Raw genomic sequence first — 17,522 nt, 5'->3', positions numbered from 1 at the left:
ACACGCCGGCGGGAAAGCGTTGGAGGACTTCGCTGCGGGACGCGCCCAGCGCGAGCTCACCGAGCTTCTGGACAGGGAACCGCAGACGGCGCACCGTCTCCAGCCGGGATCCTCCGACGCCGAGGACATCACTGCGGCGGACGTGCGGATCGGGGATCGAATTCTCGTCCGATCAGGTGAGGTGGTCCCCGTAGATGGCACCCTGGATTCCTCGTCAGCGGCGTTTGACGAGTCATCGTTGACAGGGGAGAGTCTGCCCCGGACACGGAGTCAGTGCGAACAGGTTCTGAGCGGGTCAGTGAACGGCAACACGTCGGCGATCATCATAGCAACCGCGAGAGCAGCAGACAGCCAGTACCAGGCCATCGTGGCCCTGGTGAAACAAGCCGCAATCAATAAGGCACCGGTCGTTCGTCTCGCAGACCGGTACGCGCTTCCGTTCACCGTCATATCGCTTCTGCTCGCGGGGATGGCGTGGGCGTTCTCGGGGGACCCGGTGCGTTTCGCGGACGTCTTGGTGCTCGCGACACCGTGCCCGCTCCTGCTCGCAGCTCCGGTCGCCTTCATGGGAGGGATGAGCCGCGCAGCCCGGGAGGGCATCATCGTCAAGGGCGGGGGAGTGCTCGAGATGCTCGCCCGGACACGCACCGCGGTCTTCGACAAAACAGGCACCCTCACCGAAGGCCGCCCCAGTATCACCCGGATCAATACCCTGCCGCCGTGGAGCCAAACCGAGCTGCTGACCCTCGTTGCGTCCGCGGAGCAGCTGTCGTCCCACGTGCTTGCCGCATCCATCGTCGAGGCTGCCGCCGCCCGGAGGCTCACCCTCCAACCTGCGCTTCGATCCTCGGAGGTAGCCGCCCGGGGTGTCGAAGCGACGGTCGCGGAGCATCTCGTGTCCGTCGGAACGCTCGCATTCATCCAAGCGGTCGATCCGGCTACAGTCCCGGCGACCCTCTCCGGGGGTGAGATGGCGATCTATGCCGCCGTCGATGGCCGGTTCGCTGGCACCATCATCGCGACAGACACCGTGCGACCGGAAGCTGCGGGCACCATCGCGGGGCTCCGCCGACTCGGTGTCGAGCGGGTGCTGATGCTCACCGGGGATGCGCGGGCGACCGCTGATCATGTCGCCCGCGCGGTCGGCATCACCGAGGTGCGCGCGGACTGTCTTCCCCGGGACAAGGTCGAGGCCGTCCGGACCATCACAGAGCGACCTGTGCTGATGGTCGGCGACGGCGTCAATGACTCACCCGTTCTCGCGTCGGTCGACATCGGGATCGCCATGGGCGCGCGCGGTGCGACTGCAGCAAGCGAGGCCGCCTCCGCGGTCATCCTCCTCGATGACGTGTCGGTCGTGCTTCGGGCCGTGCAGATCGGGCACGACACCGTCCGTATCGCTTTGCAGAGCATCTGGCTCGGCATTGGTCTGAGTGTCGGTCTCATGGTCGTCGCGGCGTTCGGATACATCTTCGCGACCCTTGGTGCGGGTATCCAGGAGCTCATTGACCTCGCGACGATCCTCAACGCCCTCCGAGCCGTCAGCGCTGGCAAGCGCAGCCTACCCTCCGTGGCGGCGAGACGAAGCGCGGCATAACGTGGGCATGCGGTGCTCAGTAACCCCTGGCCCGGTCGGGGTTTCGGCGGTGGGCCGGCTACCTCACGCTCGGCACCGCCCTGGTAGCGCTCGTCCTTGTCTCGATCTCGAAGGAATCAGGCGAAAAACTGGAGGCCCGCGTCGGATCGAACGACTTCATCCAGGCCCACTCCGAACTCGCCGACGGCCTGCTGCCCTGGACCATCGGACTCGTCGTCATCGCCGCCGCTCTCCTCTAGTTCACCGCTCGTAGAGCGGCGCACACGCGCATCCGTCACCTCCGGCGCCCCGATTACGAAGGATGTGACGCGTGCTCGTAAGTGGATTACCGTCACGCTCCTCGTGCTCGCACTGGTGGTCGGGGGCGGAACGACGATTCAGGCGATACTCATCGGCCACAGCGGAGCTATGACGGTCTGGTCTGAAGACATGGCCATCCCATGACAGCCGCGACCGGCGCGATCGGCGCACGCCTCGGCGGCAGCCGCGCCCTCATCGCAACGCTGCGAGTCGTCGCAGGCGGCGCGCTCGCCCTGATCGCCACCTTCCTCGTCGGAACGCTCCTGGGCACAGCAGGCGTCGTCTAGCCCGGCCGGACCGGCGACCCTGACGGGTCTGCAAACTGATGACTTTGTGCCCTACAGCCGGCACGGTGCCCGGTGACATGGTCTGACTATGACGACATCCCCGCACCACACGGCAGCCTCCCAGGAACTCGAACCGACCAAGGCGCAGGCGATCAAAAGCGACCCGCCACGAACGTCCGCGCCGGTCCTCGTCGGCGTCGACGGGTCCTCGCAGAGCATCTACGCGCTCCGACGGACCGTCCGGCTGGCCGACAGTCTCGCCGCTCCCGTTCGCGCCGTTCTCGTCTGGAGTGCGAAGGAGCCGGCTGGCCGCACCGGCGTTCACACACGCCGCGACGCAGACAAGGCCATGAATCTCGTGGTGAACTCCGTCTTCGGAATCCATCCGCCGTCATGGTTCAGCAAAACCGTCCGGGAAGGCGAACCCGCGAGCGTGCTGATCGAAGAAAGCTCCGGATCACAGATGCTCGTCATCGGGCACCACGGCAGCAGGGACCTCAACGACCGCGACCTGGGCTCGGTGAGCGCGGCGTGCGCCGGACGCGCGCGCTGCCCGGTGCTCATCACCCACGATGTTCGACCTGGCGCCGAACTCGAGTGAAGAACATACCTCTTGGTGAGCCATCGCAGCATCCCACAGCCCGGCCACCCTTCCAGGTCAGCATCACACGCTCCGGTGGCCTCGCCGGTCTGGAGAAATCCTGGTGCGCCACCGCGATGGAAGCGCCAGACGTCGACAGCTGGATGGCCTTCTGCGCTCAGCTGCCCTGGCCGAAAGCGGGCTCGTGTTCTGCGGGCCGGCGGCGGCTCTGGAAGCGGACGCCGGTGACCGTCTCGGGTGTGACCATGAAGTAGTTCCACTTCTCCGAGCTCGTCATGGTATGAAGGGTCGTGAGCCCGGATTCTTGGATCGTGACGTCGTCATTGAGCCGGCTCACCTGGCCACGCATGACGACACTGAACCGCTTGCCGCCTTCTGTGCCATCGATCTCAACAGCGACCTCGCGCCGCTTGGAGAGCGCGAGAATCTTCGTCCCCGGAGCTCTTCGGAAATACAGGGCCTTGGACTTGACCAGGAAGTTGATCGGGAAGATATCCGGTGGAGTTCCGGAGGCGTAGAAGTCGGAGTACTTGGTCATTTTTGCGTTTCGCTTCCTGTTGGGCACGTATTTCGAGCTCGGCCGAGCTCGACAATTCCGAGCGCTTATTAGGCGGTCTGAAGGGGCGAGTATTCCTTGATGATCGCCAGCTCGGCAGAGTTCCGCGCGTTTTGATAGTCCGCTCGCTATGGTGGGAAGCGCAGGTGGTTTTTCGGGACTTTCGGCACTGGCACCTCTCCCGTGGTGGGTCTGGACTGGTCTCATGGTCATGAACGCCGCAATCTCCCTTCACCAGCCGGACGCTCTCCCGTTCGCTCCTTCAACAGTGCCGAACTCGTGGATGTGGCGCGCCCCGCAGGATCCATCAAACGAGGACCTACTCCGTTTGAATACCTGGTGGCGAACAGCCAACTACCTCTCGATCGGGCAGATTTACCTTCTCGACAACCCTCTGCTCCGAATCCCTCTCACAAGGGACCACATCAAACCCAGGCTGCTCGGGCACTGGGGAACAACACCGGGCCTGAATTTCATCTACGCCCACCTCAACCGCGCCATCCAACAGCGGGAACTCAACACCATCTACGTGACCGGACCGGGGCATGGCGGACCCGGGATGGTCGCGAACGCCTACCTTGATGGCACATACAGCGAGGTGTACAACACCATCGACCAGAGCGAGAACGGTCTGCGGAAACTCTTCCGACAGTTCTCCTTCCCCGGAGGCATTCCCAGTCACGTCTCCCCAGAGACGCCGGGGTCGATCCATGAGGGCGGCGAACTCGGCTATTCCCTGTCGCACGCATATGGTGCGGTATTCGACAACCCGGACCTGCTCGTCGCGGCGGTGGTCGGTGACGGCGAGGCCGAGACCGGGCCGCTCGCGACGAGTTGGCACTCGAACAAGTTCATCGACCCGCTCCACGACGGCGTCGTGCTGCCGATCCTTCACCTCAACGGGTACAAGATCGCGAACCCGACCGTTCTCGCCCGCATTCCCGAAAGAGAACTACTCGATCTCATGCGCGGGTACGGGCACACTCCCTATCTCGTCTCCGGTGGGTTCGATGGAGAAGACCCCATCGAGGTCCACAAACGGTTTGCCGTGACCTTGGACTCCGTTCTCAACCACATCGCGGAGATCAAAGCATCCGCGGCCGCCGGGACCCTTCCGGGGCGCCCCGCATGGCCGATGATCATCCTCCGCACACCGAAAGGGTGGACTTGCCCGAAAGAGATCGACGGTCACCCGGCCGAGAACAACTGGCGCTCCCACCAGGTGCCGTTGGTTGATGCCCGGGATACCGAGGCTCACACCCGGCTTCTCGAAGAGTGGCTCCGCTCATATAGACCCGAAGAGCTCTTCGATTCATCCGGAGCTCCGGTGGCGCTGGCGACGGCGTTGGCCCCTGAAGGCAATCTGCGGATGAGCGCGAACCCGGTCGCCAATGGCGGGCTGCTCCGAACGAAACTCCGCCTTCCGGATTTCCGGCTCTACGCAGAACCGGTGCCCGCGCCGGGGAGCACGGTCGCTGAGGCAACGAAGGTGCTCGGCACCTGGCTGCGGGACGTCATCATCGCCAACCCGCACAACTTCCGAATCTTCGGCCCTGACGAGACCGCATCCAACAGGCTGAGCGCAGTCTTCGAGGCCACCGACAAGCAGTGGGATGCCGAGTACCTCCCCATCGATGCAGACAACCACCTGGCCTGGGCTGGACGTGTGGTCGAGATGCTGAGCGAGCATCAGTGCGAAGGCTGGCTGGAGGGCTATCTGCTCACCGGTCGTCACGGGATCATCAACTCCTACGAAGCGTTCATCCACATCGTCGACTCGATGTTCAACCAGCACGCGAAATGGTTGAAGACAGCGCGCACCATCCCCTGGCGGCGACCCGTGTCCTCCCTCAACTATCTGCTGAGCTCCCACGTCTGGAGACAGGACAACAACGGGCTCTCCCATCAGGATCCGGGCTTCATCGACCACGTCGTGAACAAGAAATCCGACGTGGTGCGGGTGTACCTGCCGTTCGATGCGAACACCCTGCTCTCGACCTATGACCACTGCCTCCGTTCGGTCGACTACGTCAACGTCGTCGTCGCCGGTAAACAGCCCGAGTTCAACTGGCTCACCATGGATCAGGCAATCGATCACTGCACCCGCGGGCTCGGCATCTTCGAATGGGCCGGCACCGAGGTCGCCGGAGGTGAACCCGATGTCGTCATGGCGGCAGCGGGCGATGTTCCCACTCTGGAGATTCTTGCCGCAGTTTCGATCCTCCGCAGAAGGATCCCGTCTCTGAAGATCCGGGTCGTCAATGTCGTCGATCTCATGCGGCTGGAGAGTGACACGGAACACCCCCACGGTCTCAGTGACCTGGAGTACGACAGTGTCTTCACCGCCGACCGGCCCGTGATCTTTGCGTACCACGGCTACCCGTGGCTCATCCATCGCCTGACCTACCGCCGGCACGGTCACGACAACCTCCACGTCAGGGGTTACAAGGAGGAGGGCACAACGACCACCCCGTTCGACATGGTGATGCTCAACGATCTGGACCGGTTCCGCCTGGTGATGGACGTCATCGACAGGGTTCCCGGGCTGGCCGAAACGCAGTCCGTTCTGCGCCAGGAGATGCAGGATCAACGGCTGCACGCCCGGGAGTACACGCGGGCCCACGGCGCCGACACCCCTGAAGTGGCGGACTGGGTGTGGTCGACGGAATCCTCTGTGACTCCTCCGCTGGCGGATACGGGAGCCGACAACGTCTGAGCGCAGCGCGTCCGCCTATGAAGAGGCTGTGCGGGCGGTTCGGGCGGGCGAGCTCGATGCGGATGATGCAGCGGAGAGCCTGACCGCCCAGATGACCGGTGGGGAGGTTCTCGGTCTTCTCGATGGAGACTCCCCGCGGTGGTTGCTGCCTTTCATTCCGCTCCTGCTGGGTCGGCGCCCCTTCGTGGCGGGGGAGGTCCCGCGGCTCGGCATCCCCGGCATCCGGTTCAGCGACGGTGGCCGAGGCGTCGTGATCGGCGCGTGCACCGCTTTTCCTGTCACGATGGCACGGGCTGCAACCTGGAATCCCGCACTGGAGGAACGGGTCGGCGTCGCGATCGGTCTGGAGACCCGGGCGCGGGGAGCGAACTACTCGGCGTCGGTCTGCGTCAACCTGCTTCGTCACCCCGGGTGGGGGCGGGCGCAGGAGTGCTACGGGGAGGATCCTGTGCTGACGGGCGGGATGGGGTCTGCCCTGACCCGGGGTGTGCGGGTCAACGTGATGGCCTGTGTGAAGCATTTCGCTCTCAACTCGATGGAGAACGAACGCTTCGAGGTCGACGTGACAGTCGACGAGCATGCCCTGCACGAGGTGTATCTGCCGCACTTCAAGGCCGTTGTCGACGCCGGAGCCGACTCCGTGATGAGTGCGTACAACCGGGTGCGGGGCGAATACATGGACGTCAACCGCGCCCTGCTAACCGATGTGCTACGGAACGAGTGGGGCTTCACCGGGTTCGTGACGAGTGACTGGGTGTTCGGCACCCATGATGCGATCCTCAGCCTGCGGGCAGGGATGGATGTCGAGATGCCCCTGCGACTGCTTCGCGCCCGTGACCTGCCTGCTGCCGTTCGAAGCGGGCAGGTGGCTGATTCGACACTCCTGCTGTCTGCGCGGCGCATCCTTCGAAGCAGCGTGATGCACGCCGCCACTCGAGAGCAGGCGAGCCCGGGCACCGCCGTCATCGCGTCGCCGGCGAACCGTGCTCTTGCCCGACAGGTTGCCGCCGAGTCCATCGTGCTGTTGAAGAACGACGCCACTGACACCGCACCGCTCCTGCCGTTGGCCCCCGCCACCCGTCACCTCGCCGTGATCGGACGGCTCGCGTCGCGGGCGAACCTCGGCGATCACGGTTCGTCACGAGTTCGACCACCGTCGACAGTGTCGCCGCTTCAGGGGCTTCGTGAGGCACTCCCGCTGGTGCGGATGACAACGTCATCGGGGCGCAACCTGCGAGCAGCCGCCACGATGGCAGCCAAAGCAGAGACAGCGATCGTCGTCGTAGGACTGGACCAGCACGACGAGGGGGAGTCGGTCGTCACTGGAGGCGTCGACGTGGGCGTGCTCGGACGATCCGTCGGATGGGCACTTCTCCGCAAACCGCTCGTCGGCCTCGCTCACATCGTGTCGCACTTCGTTCGAGGTGGCGACCGCCGTTCGCTGGAACTGCGCCCCTCCGATGCGCGCCTCATCCGCAAAGTGGCTGCCGCCAACCCTCACACCATCGTCGTGCTCATTGGCGGAAGCGCGATCCTGACGGAAGGCTGGCGATACAGCGTACCGGCGATCCTCCTGGCCTGGTACGGCGGGATGGAGGGAGGTCATGCGCTGGCCAGTGTGCTGACCGGTGCCGTGGAGCCCGGCGGTCGGCTGCCCTTCGCGCTCCCGACGACCGCCGCACATCTGCCGCCGTTCGACAGCTCCGCGAAATCGGTCGTGTACGACGACAAATGGGGCCAACGCCTGCTGGACGCCGATGGACACACCGCCGCGTTCCCGTTCGGGTTCGGCCTGAGCTACACCACGATGGAGCACGCACTCCTCCATCACCGGTTCGACGACGCAGACCGAAGCGCTCACGTGCGGGTGACGAATACGGGATCTCGCCTGGGCTCGACTGTCGTACAGATCTACGCCGCAGACGTGTCTGTAAGGAGGCCGGTGGCGCAGCTGCTGGGTTTTACGAAAGTGGCGCTCCAGCCCGGCGCTGAGATGACCGTGCAGGTCACGCTCGATGCGGGCCCGACGCTGCAGCGAGACCCGGCGACACGGCAGTGGTCGTCCCGCGCGGGCGATTGGGCTCTGCTCGCCGCCCAGCACAGTCCCGTCAGCTGGGCAGATGCCGTGCCATTACGACGCGTCGAGGGGAGTCAGGCGGGGAGGATCTGACCCGGTGCCGACAGTCGTTCGATACGGACGGGCAGCAGGTCGTCGCCCCGGAGCACGGCGCGAATCAACCGCCGCTCTCCTCTCTGGGGCGACGCTGGTGACGCGTCCTGTCGCAGCACCAGGCGCTCGCTCGAAACGCCGTATCGCTTCTGCAGACCATCCAGCTCCTTGGTCTGAACGAGTGCGATCGTGCTGCCCGTCGTATCGTCGATGAGGCGAACCAGCGATGAGGCACCAGTACTGTCCGACGCGACGACGCGCCGCTCGGCCCCGGTGAGGATGCTCTTCTGCGCCGCACGGCTGATGACCAGCGGACGGGACGCTCCGCCCAGAAGGCTAGCCAGAACATCTGCGGCGGCATCCGGGCGACCGGTTCTCTTCGCGGCTGCCTGCATCCGCTGCAGGCGTCCCGGATCACGCAACAGCTCATCGATCTTCCAACCGATCGTCGCGGCCGTGTTACAGCGGATAGCTGCACCCTGCTCCATCAGGTAGTCGCCGTTTCGAATCTCCTGACCCGGGATGGGGTCGATCAGCACCATGGGAAGCCCGGCCGCCATGCACTCCGACGCCGACAGCCCACCGGGCTTGCCCACGAACAGGTCGGCCCGGCGCATCAAGAGCGGCATTTCGGGCGTGAAGCCCAGCACACGGTAACGGTCCCCGGCCGGCGCCACCAGCTGCTCGATACGCTGCCGGAGGGCGACGTTGCGCCCGCACACGACCGTTGCCGTGAACGGGGATCGCAGATGAAGCGTCTGCCGTACGACCGCGACGGCGTAATCGCTGCCGGATGCGCCCGCGGAGATCAGCAGCATCGGGGGCTCATGACTTCCACGAACCGTTTCGGCGCTCGGCTGGGCGGCGATCGGGATGCCGGTGGCTGCGATTCGGTCAGGGGGCAGACCGAACGCCGACAGCTCCACCCTCGCCTCCTCCTGGGCCACGAAGAGCGCATGGAATGCGCCCGTGAGCCACAGGCCCTGAAAGTCGTAATCGGTCGACACAACCGCGGTCTTGGCGTTGATCACCCCGCGAAGCAGCAGCGACGCCACGAGCTGGGCGGGCAAGAAATGTGTACATACGATCGCGGTGGGTCGGAATCGTTTGATCGCACTGACAACGGGGAGGGCGTTCGCCCGCGTCCAGGGGTCGATCGGGCCGCGGCGCCGGAACGGGGGATTGCTCGCGTCATAGCCCCATTCGACCAGCCAGGGCACGTTCTCGACGAGAACGAAGTAACCTTTCCCCAGCACGTCACGGTACAGAGCACTGCTCGTACGGAGCACGTCCAGCACCTGCACCTCGGCGACATCGACGCGCACGTCGCACGCCTCGCGCACCGCCGCCGCAGCACTGTTGTGCCCAGATCCCACCCCTGCGGACAGGATGAGTACGCGCTCCCCTCCTCCGATCTGCCGTCCTTCTGCGGGCCGGCTCACTTCCGCACCAGAACGCGGCCCGTCTCGCGTATGGCCAGAAAGACGAGCGCAGTACCCAGCACGAAGGCCCAGTCGAGAATGCCGAGGGGCGCCGTGCCGAAGAGGCTCGCGACCACAGGCACGTAGACGATGACGAGCATGATGGCGACGGCCACAGCGACTGCCAGCCAGTAGGTGCGGTTCGTGAGCTGGTAGCGGGTGAAGAAGCCGTGCACGCTTCGCCGCTGGGTGATGCTCACCAGCTGACAGACCATGATCGTCACGTAGGTGATCGTCATGGCCTGTGCAAGCACAGCAAACGGAACGATGTCGACAAACGGGTCGACGGAGTTGCGCGAGAACAGCAGCAGGTAGTTCGCGAAAGCCAGCACGCCCATCACGCCGCCGGCGATGACGATGTCGACCAGTGAACGACGGTTCAGTATTCGCGCTGCTGGGTCTCGCGGTGCATCACTCATCGTCTCACCCTCCTCCGAATCACGCCCGAGCGCTGCGATCGGGAAGATCTCGCCGAGCAGATCGATCGCCAGAATCTGCAACACATTCAGTGCGAGCGGTACCCCGAACATTGACGCCAGACCGAGGCTCACGGAGTTCACTGTGAACTCCGCGATGTTCGAGGTCAGGCAGCTCAGCACGCCCTTACGGATGTTCTGGTAGATCGTGCGGCCGAGGCGCACGGCGCCGACGAGGCTCGCGAAGCTGTCGTCGAGCAGCACGATCTCCGCCGACTGTTTGGCGACATCGGTTCCGGATGCTCCCATCGCGACCCCGATATTGGCGTGCCTGAGCGCGGGGGCATCGTTGATACCGTCTCCCGTGACCGCAATGACCCGGCCGGATGCCTTCAACAGGTCGACGATGCGCACCTTGTCTTCGGGGGCGACCCGGCTGAAAACGGTTCCGCCAGCACCGGCGCGAGCCAGAACGTCGGCATCGGTCATCGTGGCGAGCTCTGCGCCCGTGACGACCACAAGTTCGCCGCCGGGGCTGCCGTCCGGTGCGACGAGTCCGGCCTGGCGTGCGATGGCAAGTGCGGTCAGCGAGAAGTCCCCGGTGACGATGTCGACCTTGACTCCCGCAGCGAGCACCGCCGCCATGGCAGCCGGAACTTCCGCCCGAATCGGATCGATAATCGAGACCAAGCCCAACAGTGTGAGATTGTGCTCGACGATCCCGAGATCCCCGGTCGCGGCATCCGCTTCGCTGACCGTGTGCGTGGCGAACGCGAGATTCCGCAACGCGCGGGAGGCCTTGCCGGTGTGGAGGGCAAGCAATGCGTTCGTGTCGGCGGCGGTGATCGGTCGCACCCCGGATCCCGTGTCGATGTGACTGCAACGCTCCAGGATGCTCTCGGGCGCTCCCTTCGAGAACGCCGTGACCACGCCGTGCTCGTCGCGACGCAGCGACGTCATCAGCTTGCGCGTCGAATCGAATGGCAGTCCGCCGACCTCGACGTACAGCTTCTGCAGAGCATCCAGATCGATGCCGATCTTCCTCGCCGCAACCAGGAGGGAGCCCTCAGTCGGGTCTCCGAGGATGCGCCAGGTCGGGGCATCCTTCGCTGGCGGCGCGAGCCGTGCATTGCTCGCCAGCACGCCCACCTGGAGAAAGGCGCGAACCCGCGACTCATTGTCGCCCGGCGAGGGAACGAGCTGGCCGGTCGGGTCGTAGCCACTGCCGGTGAGGGAGTAGCTCGAGTTGCCGACGACGATCTCGGTGACCGTCATCTCGTTTTTCGTGAGCGTTCCGGTCTTGTCGGTGCAGATCACGTGGGTCGCGCCGAGCGTCTCGACAGCACTCAGTTTTCTCACGAGCACGTTCTGGCGCGCGAGCGTCGCTGCTGCCGCGGCGAGGGCTGTGTTCACCTCGGCAGGCAGACCCTGAGGGATGAGTGCGCAGGCGAACCCGACCGCGAATAACAGAGCGACAGTGATCGACATATCGGACTGGATGACGACCGCGAGCACCACCACGGTGAGGAACCCGACCCCGAGCGTCACCCAGCGGGCGATCTTCGCCATCTCGAACTGAAGAGGACTCGGTGTGACCGGCGCGGAGTCGCTGAGACGGGCGATGCGCCCGAGCTCGGTCGCCATGCCCGTTGCAGAGACCACGCCAAGCGCAACCCCGGTGGCCACCGTCGTCGCCGCGTAGGCCATGTTGTGCCGCTCGGCTACCGGTACCTCATGGGCGATGTCGTCCGCAGACTTGCGGGTCGGGTCGCTCTCGCCGGTGAGCGCGAACTCGTTCGTCGAGAAGGCGGTGGCCTCGACGAGCCGCGCGTCTGCGGGCACCGTCGAGCCTTCGGTGAGTCGCACAATGTCACCCGCCACCAGGTCTCTCGACGCGACCTGGGCGAGAATTCCTGAGCGGACGACTTCACTCGTCGGAGCGACGAGGCGCCCGAGCGCTTCCATGGTCTTTTCGGCGCGGGACTCCTGGACGAACCCGATCAGAGTGTTAATGCCGACGAGAACAAGCAGAACGACAGTCGTCCCGACGTCACCGAGGGCACCCGTCACGACCGCGCTGGCAAGAAGCAGCAGGATCATCCAGTCCTTGAACTGGCGCAGGTACCGGCGGAGCCCCGACTCCTTCGTGAGGGAAACGATGACGTTGCTGCCATACCGCGCACGGTGGGCGATGACCTGCGGCTCAGTCAGCCCGTTGAGGGTCGAGTCGAAATCGTCGAGCACCGTCTGCGCACTCTCTAAGTACGGATGTTCAGACATAGTCACCCAGCAAAGCTAGGCGGATGGAAGACATCAGCGGCAGGGGCTAAGGTCCCAACCTTGACCCTCGAAAGGTCGACGCACGCCACCTCTGCATCACGGCCGGTGCGGTCTCAGAGGGTGTGATGGTCTGACTTGCCAGTACGTCGCAACCAGCAGGCACATCATCGGCGATGCTGACCCCGCGGGTCGAAGACCACCGCCGGGGAGGGTCCTGGTGTAGCCGGCTTCTTGGATATTCGTGGCCGACCTGCCAACGGATAATCGGCTTGCTCGTTCGTAGGCGCGTCATGATCTTGGTCGGCTGAGGACGTAAGGCCCTGTCTCTTGTCCTTGTGGCAGAGGAACATGGGCTGTAGGAAGGGGGTGAGGTCGATCAGAACGCTAGGACTGACCGCTGCAGAGGTGCAAGACCGGCGCGACCGGGGGCTAGTCAACACGATGCCGGATGACACCGGCCGCTCGTTGGCTCGCATTCTGCGGGCGAATCTGTTCACGCTCTTCAACGGGATCGTGGGAGCAAGTTTCCTTCTCCTCGTCGACGACCTTCTGGTACTGTGCCCGGGCGGCCAGATCGTCGCGGATGCAGAGCTCGTGGACGGCAGCGACATAGAGGTGGATGAATCACTCCTGACAGGGGAGGCGAATCCGGTCAGCGCAAAGGTCGGTCGCACACTCCTGAGCGGCTCGACGGTTGTCGCCGGTGGCGGACTTGCACGGGTCATTCGCGTCGGCACTGATTCATATTCCGCGCAGATCACCCTCGAGGCCCGAAAGTTCACCCTCGTGCGCAGCAAGCTGCGGGAGTCCAGTGCCCGGAACCCCGCTGGATATCCCTCGGGCTGATTCCCGTCGGTGCGATCGTCGTCAACGGGCAGATGCAGGCGGCAGGTGGCTGGGCTGCTGCGCTGTCCAGCGGCGCTTGGCGCGATGCGGCGGTGGCAGCCGTGGCGAGCATCATCGCGATGGTGCTGCAGGGCTTGGTGTTCATGACCTCTCTCGCGCTCACGATCGGGGCTGTCAGGTTGGCCCGCCGACGAGTGCTTGTGCAGGAACTCTCGGCAGTGGAGGGTCTTGCCCGCGTCGACATGTTGTGCGTGGACAAGACCGGCACCCTGCCTGATGCCACGGTGCCGTTCTCGAGTCGTTACAAATGGAGCGCGGCATATTTCCGTGAGGGAGAATCGCCGGAGACGTGGGTCTTGGGCGGCGCCGACGTGGTGCTGAGTGGCACAGCCGCGGGCGCCGCCGAGATGCAGCGGCAGGTCACCCGACTCGCCAGTGCCGGGCGACGCACGGTGGTCCTAGCGCATTCGCCGTACCTGCTGACATCGACGGTCCCTACAGTGGCGCCGGCCCTCCCGAAGGGGTTAGAGCCCGTCGCGGTGGTGGTGCTGCGGGAGCGGGTGCGCGCCGACGCGGCAGAGACGATCGGCTACTTCGGTTCTCAGGGTGTCCAGGTGTGTGTCATTTCGGGGGATGATCCGCTCACGGTCGGCGCCGTCGCGCACGAGATCGGACTCCCGGCGGGGCTCGTCGCGGCAGACGCACGCTCACTTCCCACCGACCCTGTCGCTCTCGCCGAGGTGCTCCGTACGGAGCGTGTGTTCGGTCGGGTCACGCCTCAGCAGAAGAAGGCAATGGTGCTGGCGTTGCAATCGCTGGGATACACGGTCGCGATGACGGGAGACGGGGTCAACGACACGCTCGCTTTGAAGCACGCCGACCTTGGGATCGCGATGGGATCCGGGTCGGCGGCCGCCCGAGCCGTTGCACAAATTGTGTTGCTGGATGGAGAATTCGCTCTGGCCCGCCAGCTGTCGATCGTGGACGGTATCAGCATCGGTCTTCCGGCTCTTGTCCTCGCGCTGCTTCCAAACGAGCGCAAATACAGGCCCGGTTTCATAAAGCGGGCGGCGCGGTTCTGTGTCCCGTCCGGGCTGGTCGTCGCGATCGCCGTGATCGGAGTTGTCACGTACGCGTCCATCGGTGTCGGTGCAACTCAGGCCGTCGTGCAGACCACGGCCGTTGTCACCCTCACCCTCAGCGCGCTTTGGATCCTTATGATCCTCGCCCGCCCGTTCACCCGCGCCACGACAATGATCGTGATCGGCGCCTACGCGAGCCTGGTGGTCGTTGTCGTGCTACCGCTCACGACTGATTTTCTTCGATTGACCATGCCTTCGCCGGAGCTGCTTTTCGTAGCGCTGGGTGCATCCGCGGTCGCAAGCCTGACCTTGGAGCTGCTCCACCGCAGGGCCACCCACCGTCCCGATGACAGATCGGTCGACCCGGCGGGGGCGGTTTTGCGACGAACTCGTCGATGACCATTCGCTGCATAAGACACATCAGGGGTAGAGGACTCTCCGCCTGATTTGGCCTGAGTCGGTGAGGCCACGGAATTTGCTGACTTCGCCGAGTTGGTAGTTGTCTGCTGTGGGGGAGAGGAGGATGGCTTCGAACGGGATCTCACCGCTCTGGGCGACGGCCAGGTGTCGGTACGTGCGGTGGCCCCGAAGCCAGCCGAGGTCGTCGTGAGCGCGGCTGGTGAGCGGGGCGTGGCCGATGAGAACGACGTAGTTGGCGAGGGGGTTCTGTTCGTGGGCCTGGTCAATCATTGTGTCGATTAGGTTCTTTGTGGGGTTCGGGGGGCTCGTTGTAGGCATCCGGGTTACCGTTCGCGGCCGCTTCGGATGAGGTGGTCGCTGATTGCTCCGGTGAGGATGTTGCCGCGGAACTCGATCAGTTCGCCGGTGCGGTGGTTGTCGGGCACGGGAGCCAGCACGACGATGTCGTTCGGCACGTATCCGGATTGAGCGACGGGGAACCAGCGGTAGACCTTCTTGCCCCGCGCCCATGTGCTGTTCGTCGCGGGCATGCTCCCGAGAACGATCGAGTAGGTGTTAAGAACGTCGTGACTCTTGGCGTGGTCGATGAGGTCATCGACCAGTCGTTTCAGTTGCATTGTGTTCCTCTCAGGCGGGCGTGGTCGTGGTGGTGGAGACTTTCGACGCTCCGAGAGCGCCGATCGCTGACCGTCTGACGTGGTCGCGGGCATGCTCGACGGCGGCGTCGAGGCTGGTGAAGTGGTGCTTCTGGTCGCGGAGCGCACTGATGACACCAAGCCTGGTGACGAGGCGAAGGTGTTCGGGTTGGATTCCCTTGATGAGCACGGTGACTCCGCGGCGTTCCAATCCATTGATCATCTCGGTGATGACCCGTGCCCCCGTCGCATCGAGCACCTGAAGCTGCGACATGCGAATGATGACCACCGTGACGTCTACGATTCTGGTCACGCGTTCGAGCATCCGGTCGGCTGCACCGAAGAAGAGTGCGCCGTCCAGACGGAAGAGGGCGATGTGTTCGTCTCCGGGTTGTGCGGGGCCGGGGAGTTCTTCCCGGTGCACGCCGCCTGATTTGGCCAGAGCGCGAAGGGCGAAGAAGGCCGCCACGGCGATCCCGATTCCGACGGCGGTGATCAGGTCGAAAGACACGGTGATGATCGCTGTGATGACGAAGACGATGGCATCGGAGCGGGTGGATCCGAGAACGCTTCGTACGGTGCTGACGGAGATCATGCGGGCAGCGGTGACCATCAGCACGCCGGCCAGTGCGGCGAGCGGAATCTGCGACACCACCCCGGTCGCGAGATACACGATCGCGAGCAGTACGAGGGCATGGATGATCGCAGCGAGCCGAGTTCTGCCGCCTGATCGGATGTTCACGGCGGTGCGAGCGATTGCGCCCGTCGCGGGCATGCCTCCGAACAGTCCGGACGCAACCGATGCGAGTCCCTGGCCGACGAGTTCCCGGTCTGCGTTGTACGGCCCGGTGTCGGAGATGGAGGCGGCGACCCGGGCGGAGAGCAACGACTCGATCGCGGCCAGAGCGGCGACGGTGAAGATCGGCCCGACCAACGCCCCGGCGTCGGCGAAGCTCGGCAGTGTCGGTGTCGGCAATGAGCTCGGGAGCAAGCCGATGCGCGCGAGCGGTAGGTCGAAGAATGCCGCGATGGCAGAGACGACGACGATCGCGATGATGGAGCCGGGGAGTTTACGGCTGATTCTCGGGGCGATGATCATGATGACGCCGACCACGAGCACCGTGAGGATCGGCCAGATCAGGATTGCCGGGTCGACGCGCGGGAACGACTGCACGGCTGAAACGAGGGCGTTACTGCTGGCCCCGGGTGTGCTGCCGACGGCGGAGGGCACTTGCTGGAGGAAGATGATGACCGCGATGCCGAGAGTGAAGCCCTCGATCACCGGCCAGGGGATGTACGACACGACTCGGCCGATTTTGAGTGCGCCTGCGGCAATGACCACAACACCGGCCAGTACGCTGACGACGGCAACCGCCGCCACGCCATGCGCTGCAACGACAGGGCCGAGCACGACGACCATCGCACCGGTTGGCCCGGAGACCTGAATGTTCGACCCGCCGAACACGGCGGCGATGATCCCGGCCACGATAGCGGTGACGAGCCCCGCTTCTGCTCCGGCGCCGGAGCTCACTCCGAACGCCAACGCCAGCGGAAGGGCGACGATTCCGACGGTGATTCCGGCGATCAGGTCTGCCCGCCAGGTGCGTTTGACCGACCGGTAGTCCTTCCAGCTTGGCAGCAGTGAGCCCAGATAGCGGGTCGGCTTCACGACGAGGTCGCGGAATCATCGTCGGCGCGCGAAACGGAGATGTCGGGCAGGTTCACCGTGGAGTCCAACTGCGCCCGCGTGTTCTGCAAGATCTCGACGAGCAGCGACCGCGAGATGGCGAGCAGGTCGGCGACCTGCGGGTACGCGAGCCGGTAGAACACCTGGCTCGCCCGCCTCTCGGCGACCACGAGGTTGTGCTTGCGCAGAACGGAAAGGTGCTGAGACAGGTGGGAGGCCTCAAGACCGGTATCGGTGAGGAGGTCTGACACCGAAACGTCTGGAGAGGCGGAGAGCACCTCCAGCACGCGAACGCGCACCGGGTGCGCGAGACCCTTGAAGAGGTTGGCCTTGACCTCGTAGAGCGGGCGGTGGTCGGTGCTGAATCGATCCGTTCGCGTAGTCGTGCTGTCCACCGTGACGTCTCTCCTGTAGTATCGGCTGTATCAATTCATCATATCGCAATATC

14 protein-coding genes are annotated in these 17,522 nt (G+C 64.8%); 7 read left to right on the top strand and 7 right to left on the bottom strand.

The features are described from left to right. Positions 1-19: 19 nt before the first annotated feature. The 3 genes from B7R21_RS15830 to B7R21_RS15825 all read left to right on the top strand — a co-directional run bounded on the left by B7R21_RS15830 (position 20) and on the right by B7R21_RS15825 (position 2,785). Entirely contained in the window at positions 20-1,597 is a 1,578-nt protein-coding gene (locus B7R21_RS15830) for a heavy metal translocating P-type ATPase (RefSeq protein ID WP_253259852.1), read from the top strand. Between the two features lie 440 nt (positions 1,598-2,037). After that, positions 2,038-2,184 (top strand): hypothetical protein, encoded by a 147-nt coding sequence (locus tag B7R21_RS20225; RefSeq protein ID WP_172592213.1) that lies wholly within the window; start codon positions 2,038-2,040, stop codon positions 2,182-2,184. 88 nt (positions 2,185-2,272) lie between these two features. Beyond that, positions 2,273-2,785, top strand: a complete 513-nt coding sequence (locus B7R21_RS15825) for a universal stress protein (RefSeq protein ID WP_116284175.1) — start codon at positions 2,273-2,275, stop codon at positions 2,783-2,785. Between the two features lie 157 nt (positions 2,786-2,942). Here B7R21_RS15825 and B7R21_RS20220 read toward each other — a convergent pair whose 3' ends face one another. Continuing rightward, entirely contained in the window at positions 2,943-3,323 is a 381-nt protein-coding gene (locus B7R21_RS20220) for a pyridoxamine 5'-phosphate oxidase family protein (RefSeq protein WP_172592212.1), read from the bottom strand. Positions 3,324-3,624: 301 nt separating this feature from the next. Here B7R21_RS20220 and B7R21_RS15815 point away from each other — a divergent pair, with 301 nt between their 5' ends. Both B7R21_RS15815 and B7R21_RS15810 read left to right on the top strand, forming a co-directional pair. Beyond that, the gene (locus B7R21_RS15815) at positions 3,625-6,057 is read left to right on the top strand and encodes a phosphoketolase family protein (RefSeq protein ID WP_116284301.1); all 2,433 of its coding nucleotides are present in this window, start codon (positions 3,625-3,627) and stop codon (positions 6,055-6,057) included. A gap of 28 nt (positions 6,058-6,085) precedes the next feature. Then, complete coding sequence (locus tag B7R21_RS15810) at positions 6,086-8,227, top strand: beta-glucosidase family protein (protein WP_253259851.1); 2,142 nt, start codon at positions 6,086-6,088, stop codon at positions 8,225-8,227. On the opposite strand, the gene B7R21_RS15805 is transcribed toward B7R21_RS15810, so the two are convergent. Both B7R21_RS15805 and B7R21_RS15800 read right to left on the bottom strand, forming a co-directional pair. After that, positions 8,209-9,669 carry an MGDG synthase family glycosyltransferase gene (locus B7R21_RS15805; RefSeq protein WP_253259850.1) on the bottom strand — a complete coding sequence of 487 codons (1,461 nt, stop codon included), beginning with the start codon at positions 9,667-9,669 and terminating at the stop codon, positions 8,209-8,211. The two genes, B7R21_RS15810 and B7R21_RS15805, sit on opposite strands and share 19 nt — an antisense overlap. Further along, entirely contained in the window at positions 9,666-12,404 is a 2,739-nt protein-coding gene (locus B7R21_RS15800; protein ID WP_116284172.1) for a cation-translocating P-type ATPase, read from the bottom strand. The genes B7R21_RS15805 and B7R21_RS15800 overlap by 4 nt, the downstream gene beginning before the upstream one ends. A 441-nt stretch (positions 12,405-12,845) precedes the next feature. Between B7R21_RS15800 and B7R21_RS15795 the strand changes: the two genes are divergently transcribed. Together B7R21_RS15795 and B7R21_RS15790 are read left to right on the top strand one after the other, a co-directional pair. Beyond that, a complete protein-coding gene (locus tag B7R21_RS15795) occupies positions 12,846-13,250 on the top strand; it encodes a hypothetical protein (RefSeq protein ID WP_172592211.1) in 405 nt (134 codons plus the stop codon). A gap of 32 nt (positions 13,251-13,282) precedes the next feature. Continuing rightward, complete coding sequence (locus tag B7R21_RS15790) at positions 13,283-14,731, top strand: HAD-IC family P-type ATPase (protein ID WP_116284170.1); 1,449 nt, start codon at positions 13,283-13,285, stop codon at positions 14,729-14,731. Positions 14,732-14,752: 21 nt separating this feature from the next. Here the strand turns inward: B7R21_RS15790 and B7R21_RS15785 are convergent, their stop codons facing one another. From B7R21_RS15785 to B7R21_RS15770, 4 genes are read right to left on the bottom strand one after another with little or no spacing between them, the layout of a single operon-like run. Then, the gene (locus tag B7R21_RS15785) at positions 14,753-15,022 is read right to left on the bottom strand and encodes a hypothetical protein (RefSeq protein WP_116284169.1); all 270 of its coding nucleotides are present in this window, start codon (positions 15,020-15,022) and stop codon (positions 14,753-14,755) included. A gap of 53 nt (positions 15,023-15,075) precedes the next feature. Continuing rightward, on the bottom strand, positions 15,076-15,369 hold the full coding sequence (locus B7R21_RS15780; protein WP_116284168.1) for a hypothetical protein: 294 nt from the start codon (positions 15,367-15,369) through the stop codon (positions 15,076-15,078). 10 nt (positions 15,370-15,379) lie between these two features. After that, complete coding sequence (locus tag B7R21_RS15775) at positions 15,380-17,056, bottom strand: SulP family inorganic anion transporter (RefSeq protein WP_116284167.1); 1,677 nt, start codon at positions 17,054-17,056, stop codon at positions 15,380-15,382. After that, complete coding sequence (locus tag B7R21_RS15770) at positions 17,053-17,469, bottom strand: ArsR/SmtB family transcription factor (protein ID WP_116284166.1); 417 nt, start codon at positions 17,467-17,469, stop codon at positions 17,053-17,055. The genes B7R21_RS15775 and B7R21_RS15770 overlap by 4 nt, the downstream gene beginning before the upstream one ends. Between the last annotated feature and the right edge of the window lie 53 nt (positions 17,470-17,522).

This window comes from Subtercola boreus (assembly GCF_003399625.1).
GTDB lineage: Bacteria > Actinomycetota > Actinomycetes > Actinomycetales > Microbacteriaceae > Subtercola > Subtercola boreus_C.
The sequence above is the reverse complement of the archived record's forward strand: the minus strand, read 5'-3'. Positions and strand labels throughout refer to the sequence as shown.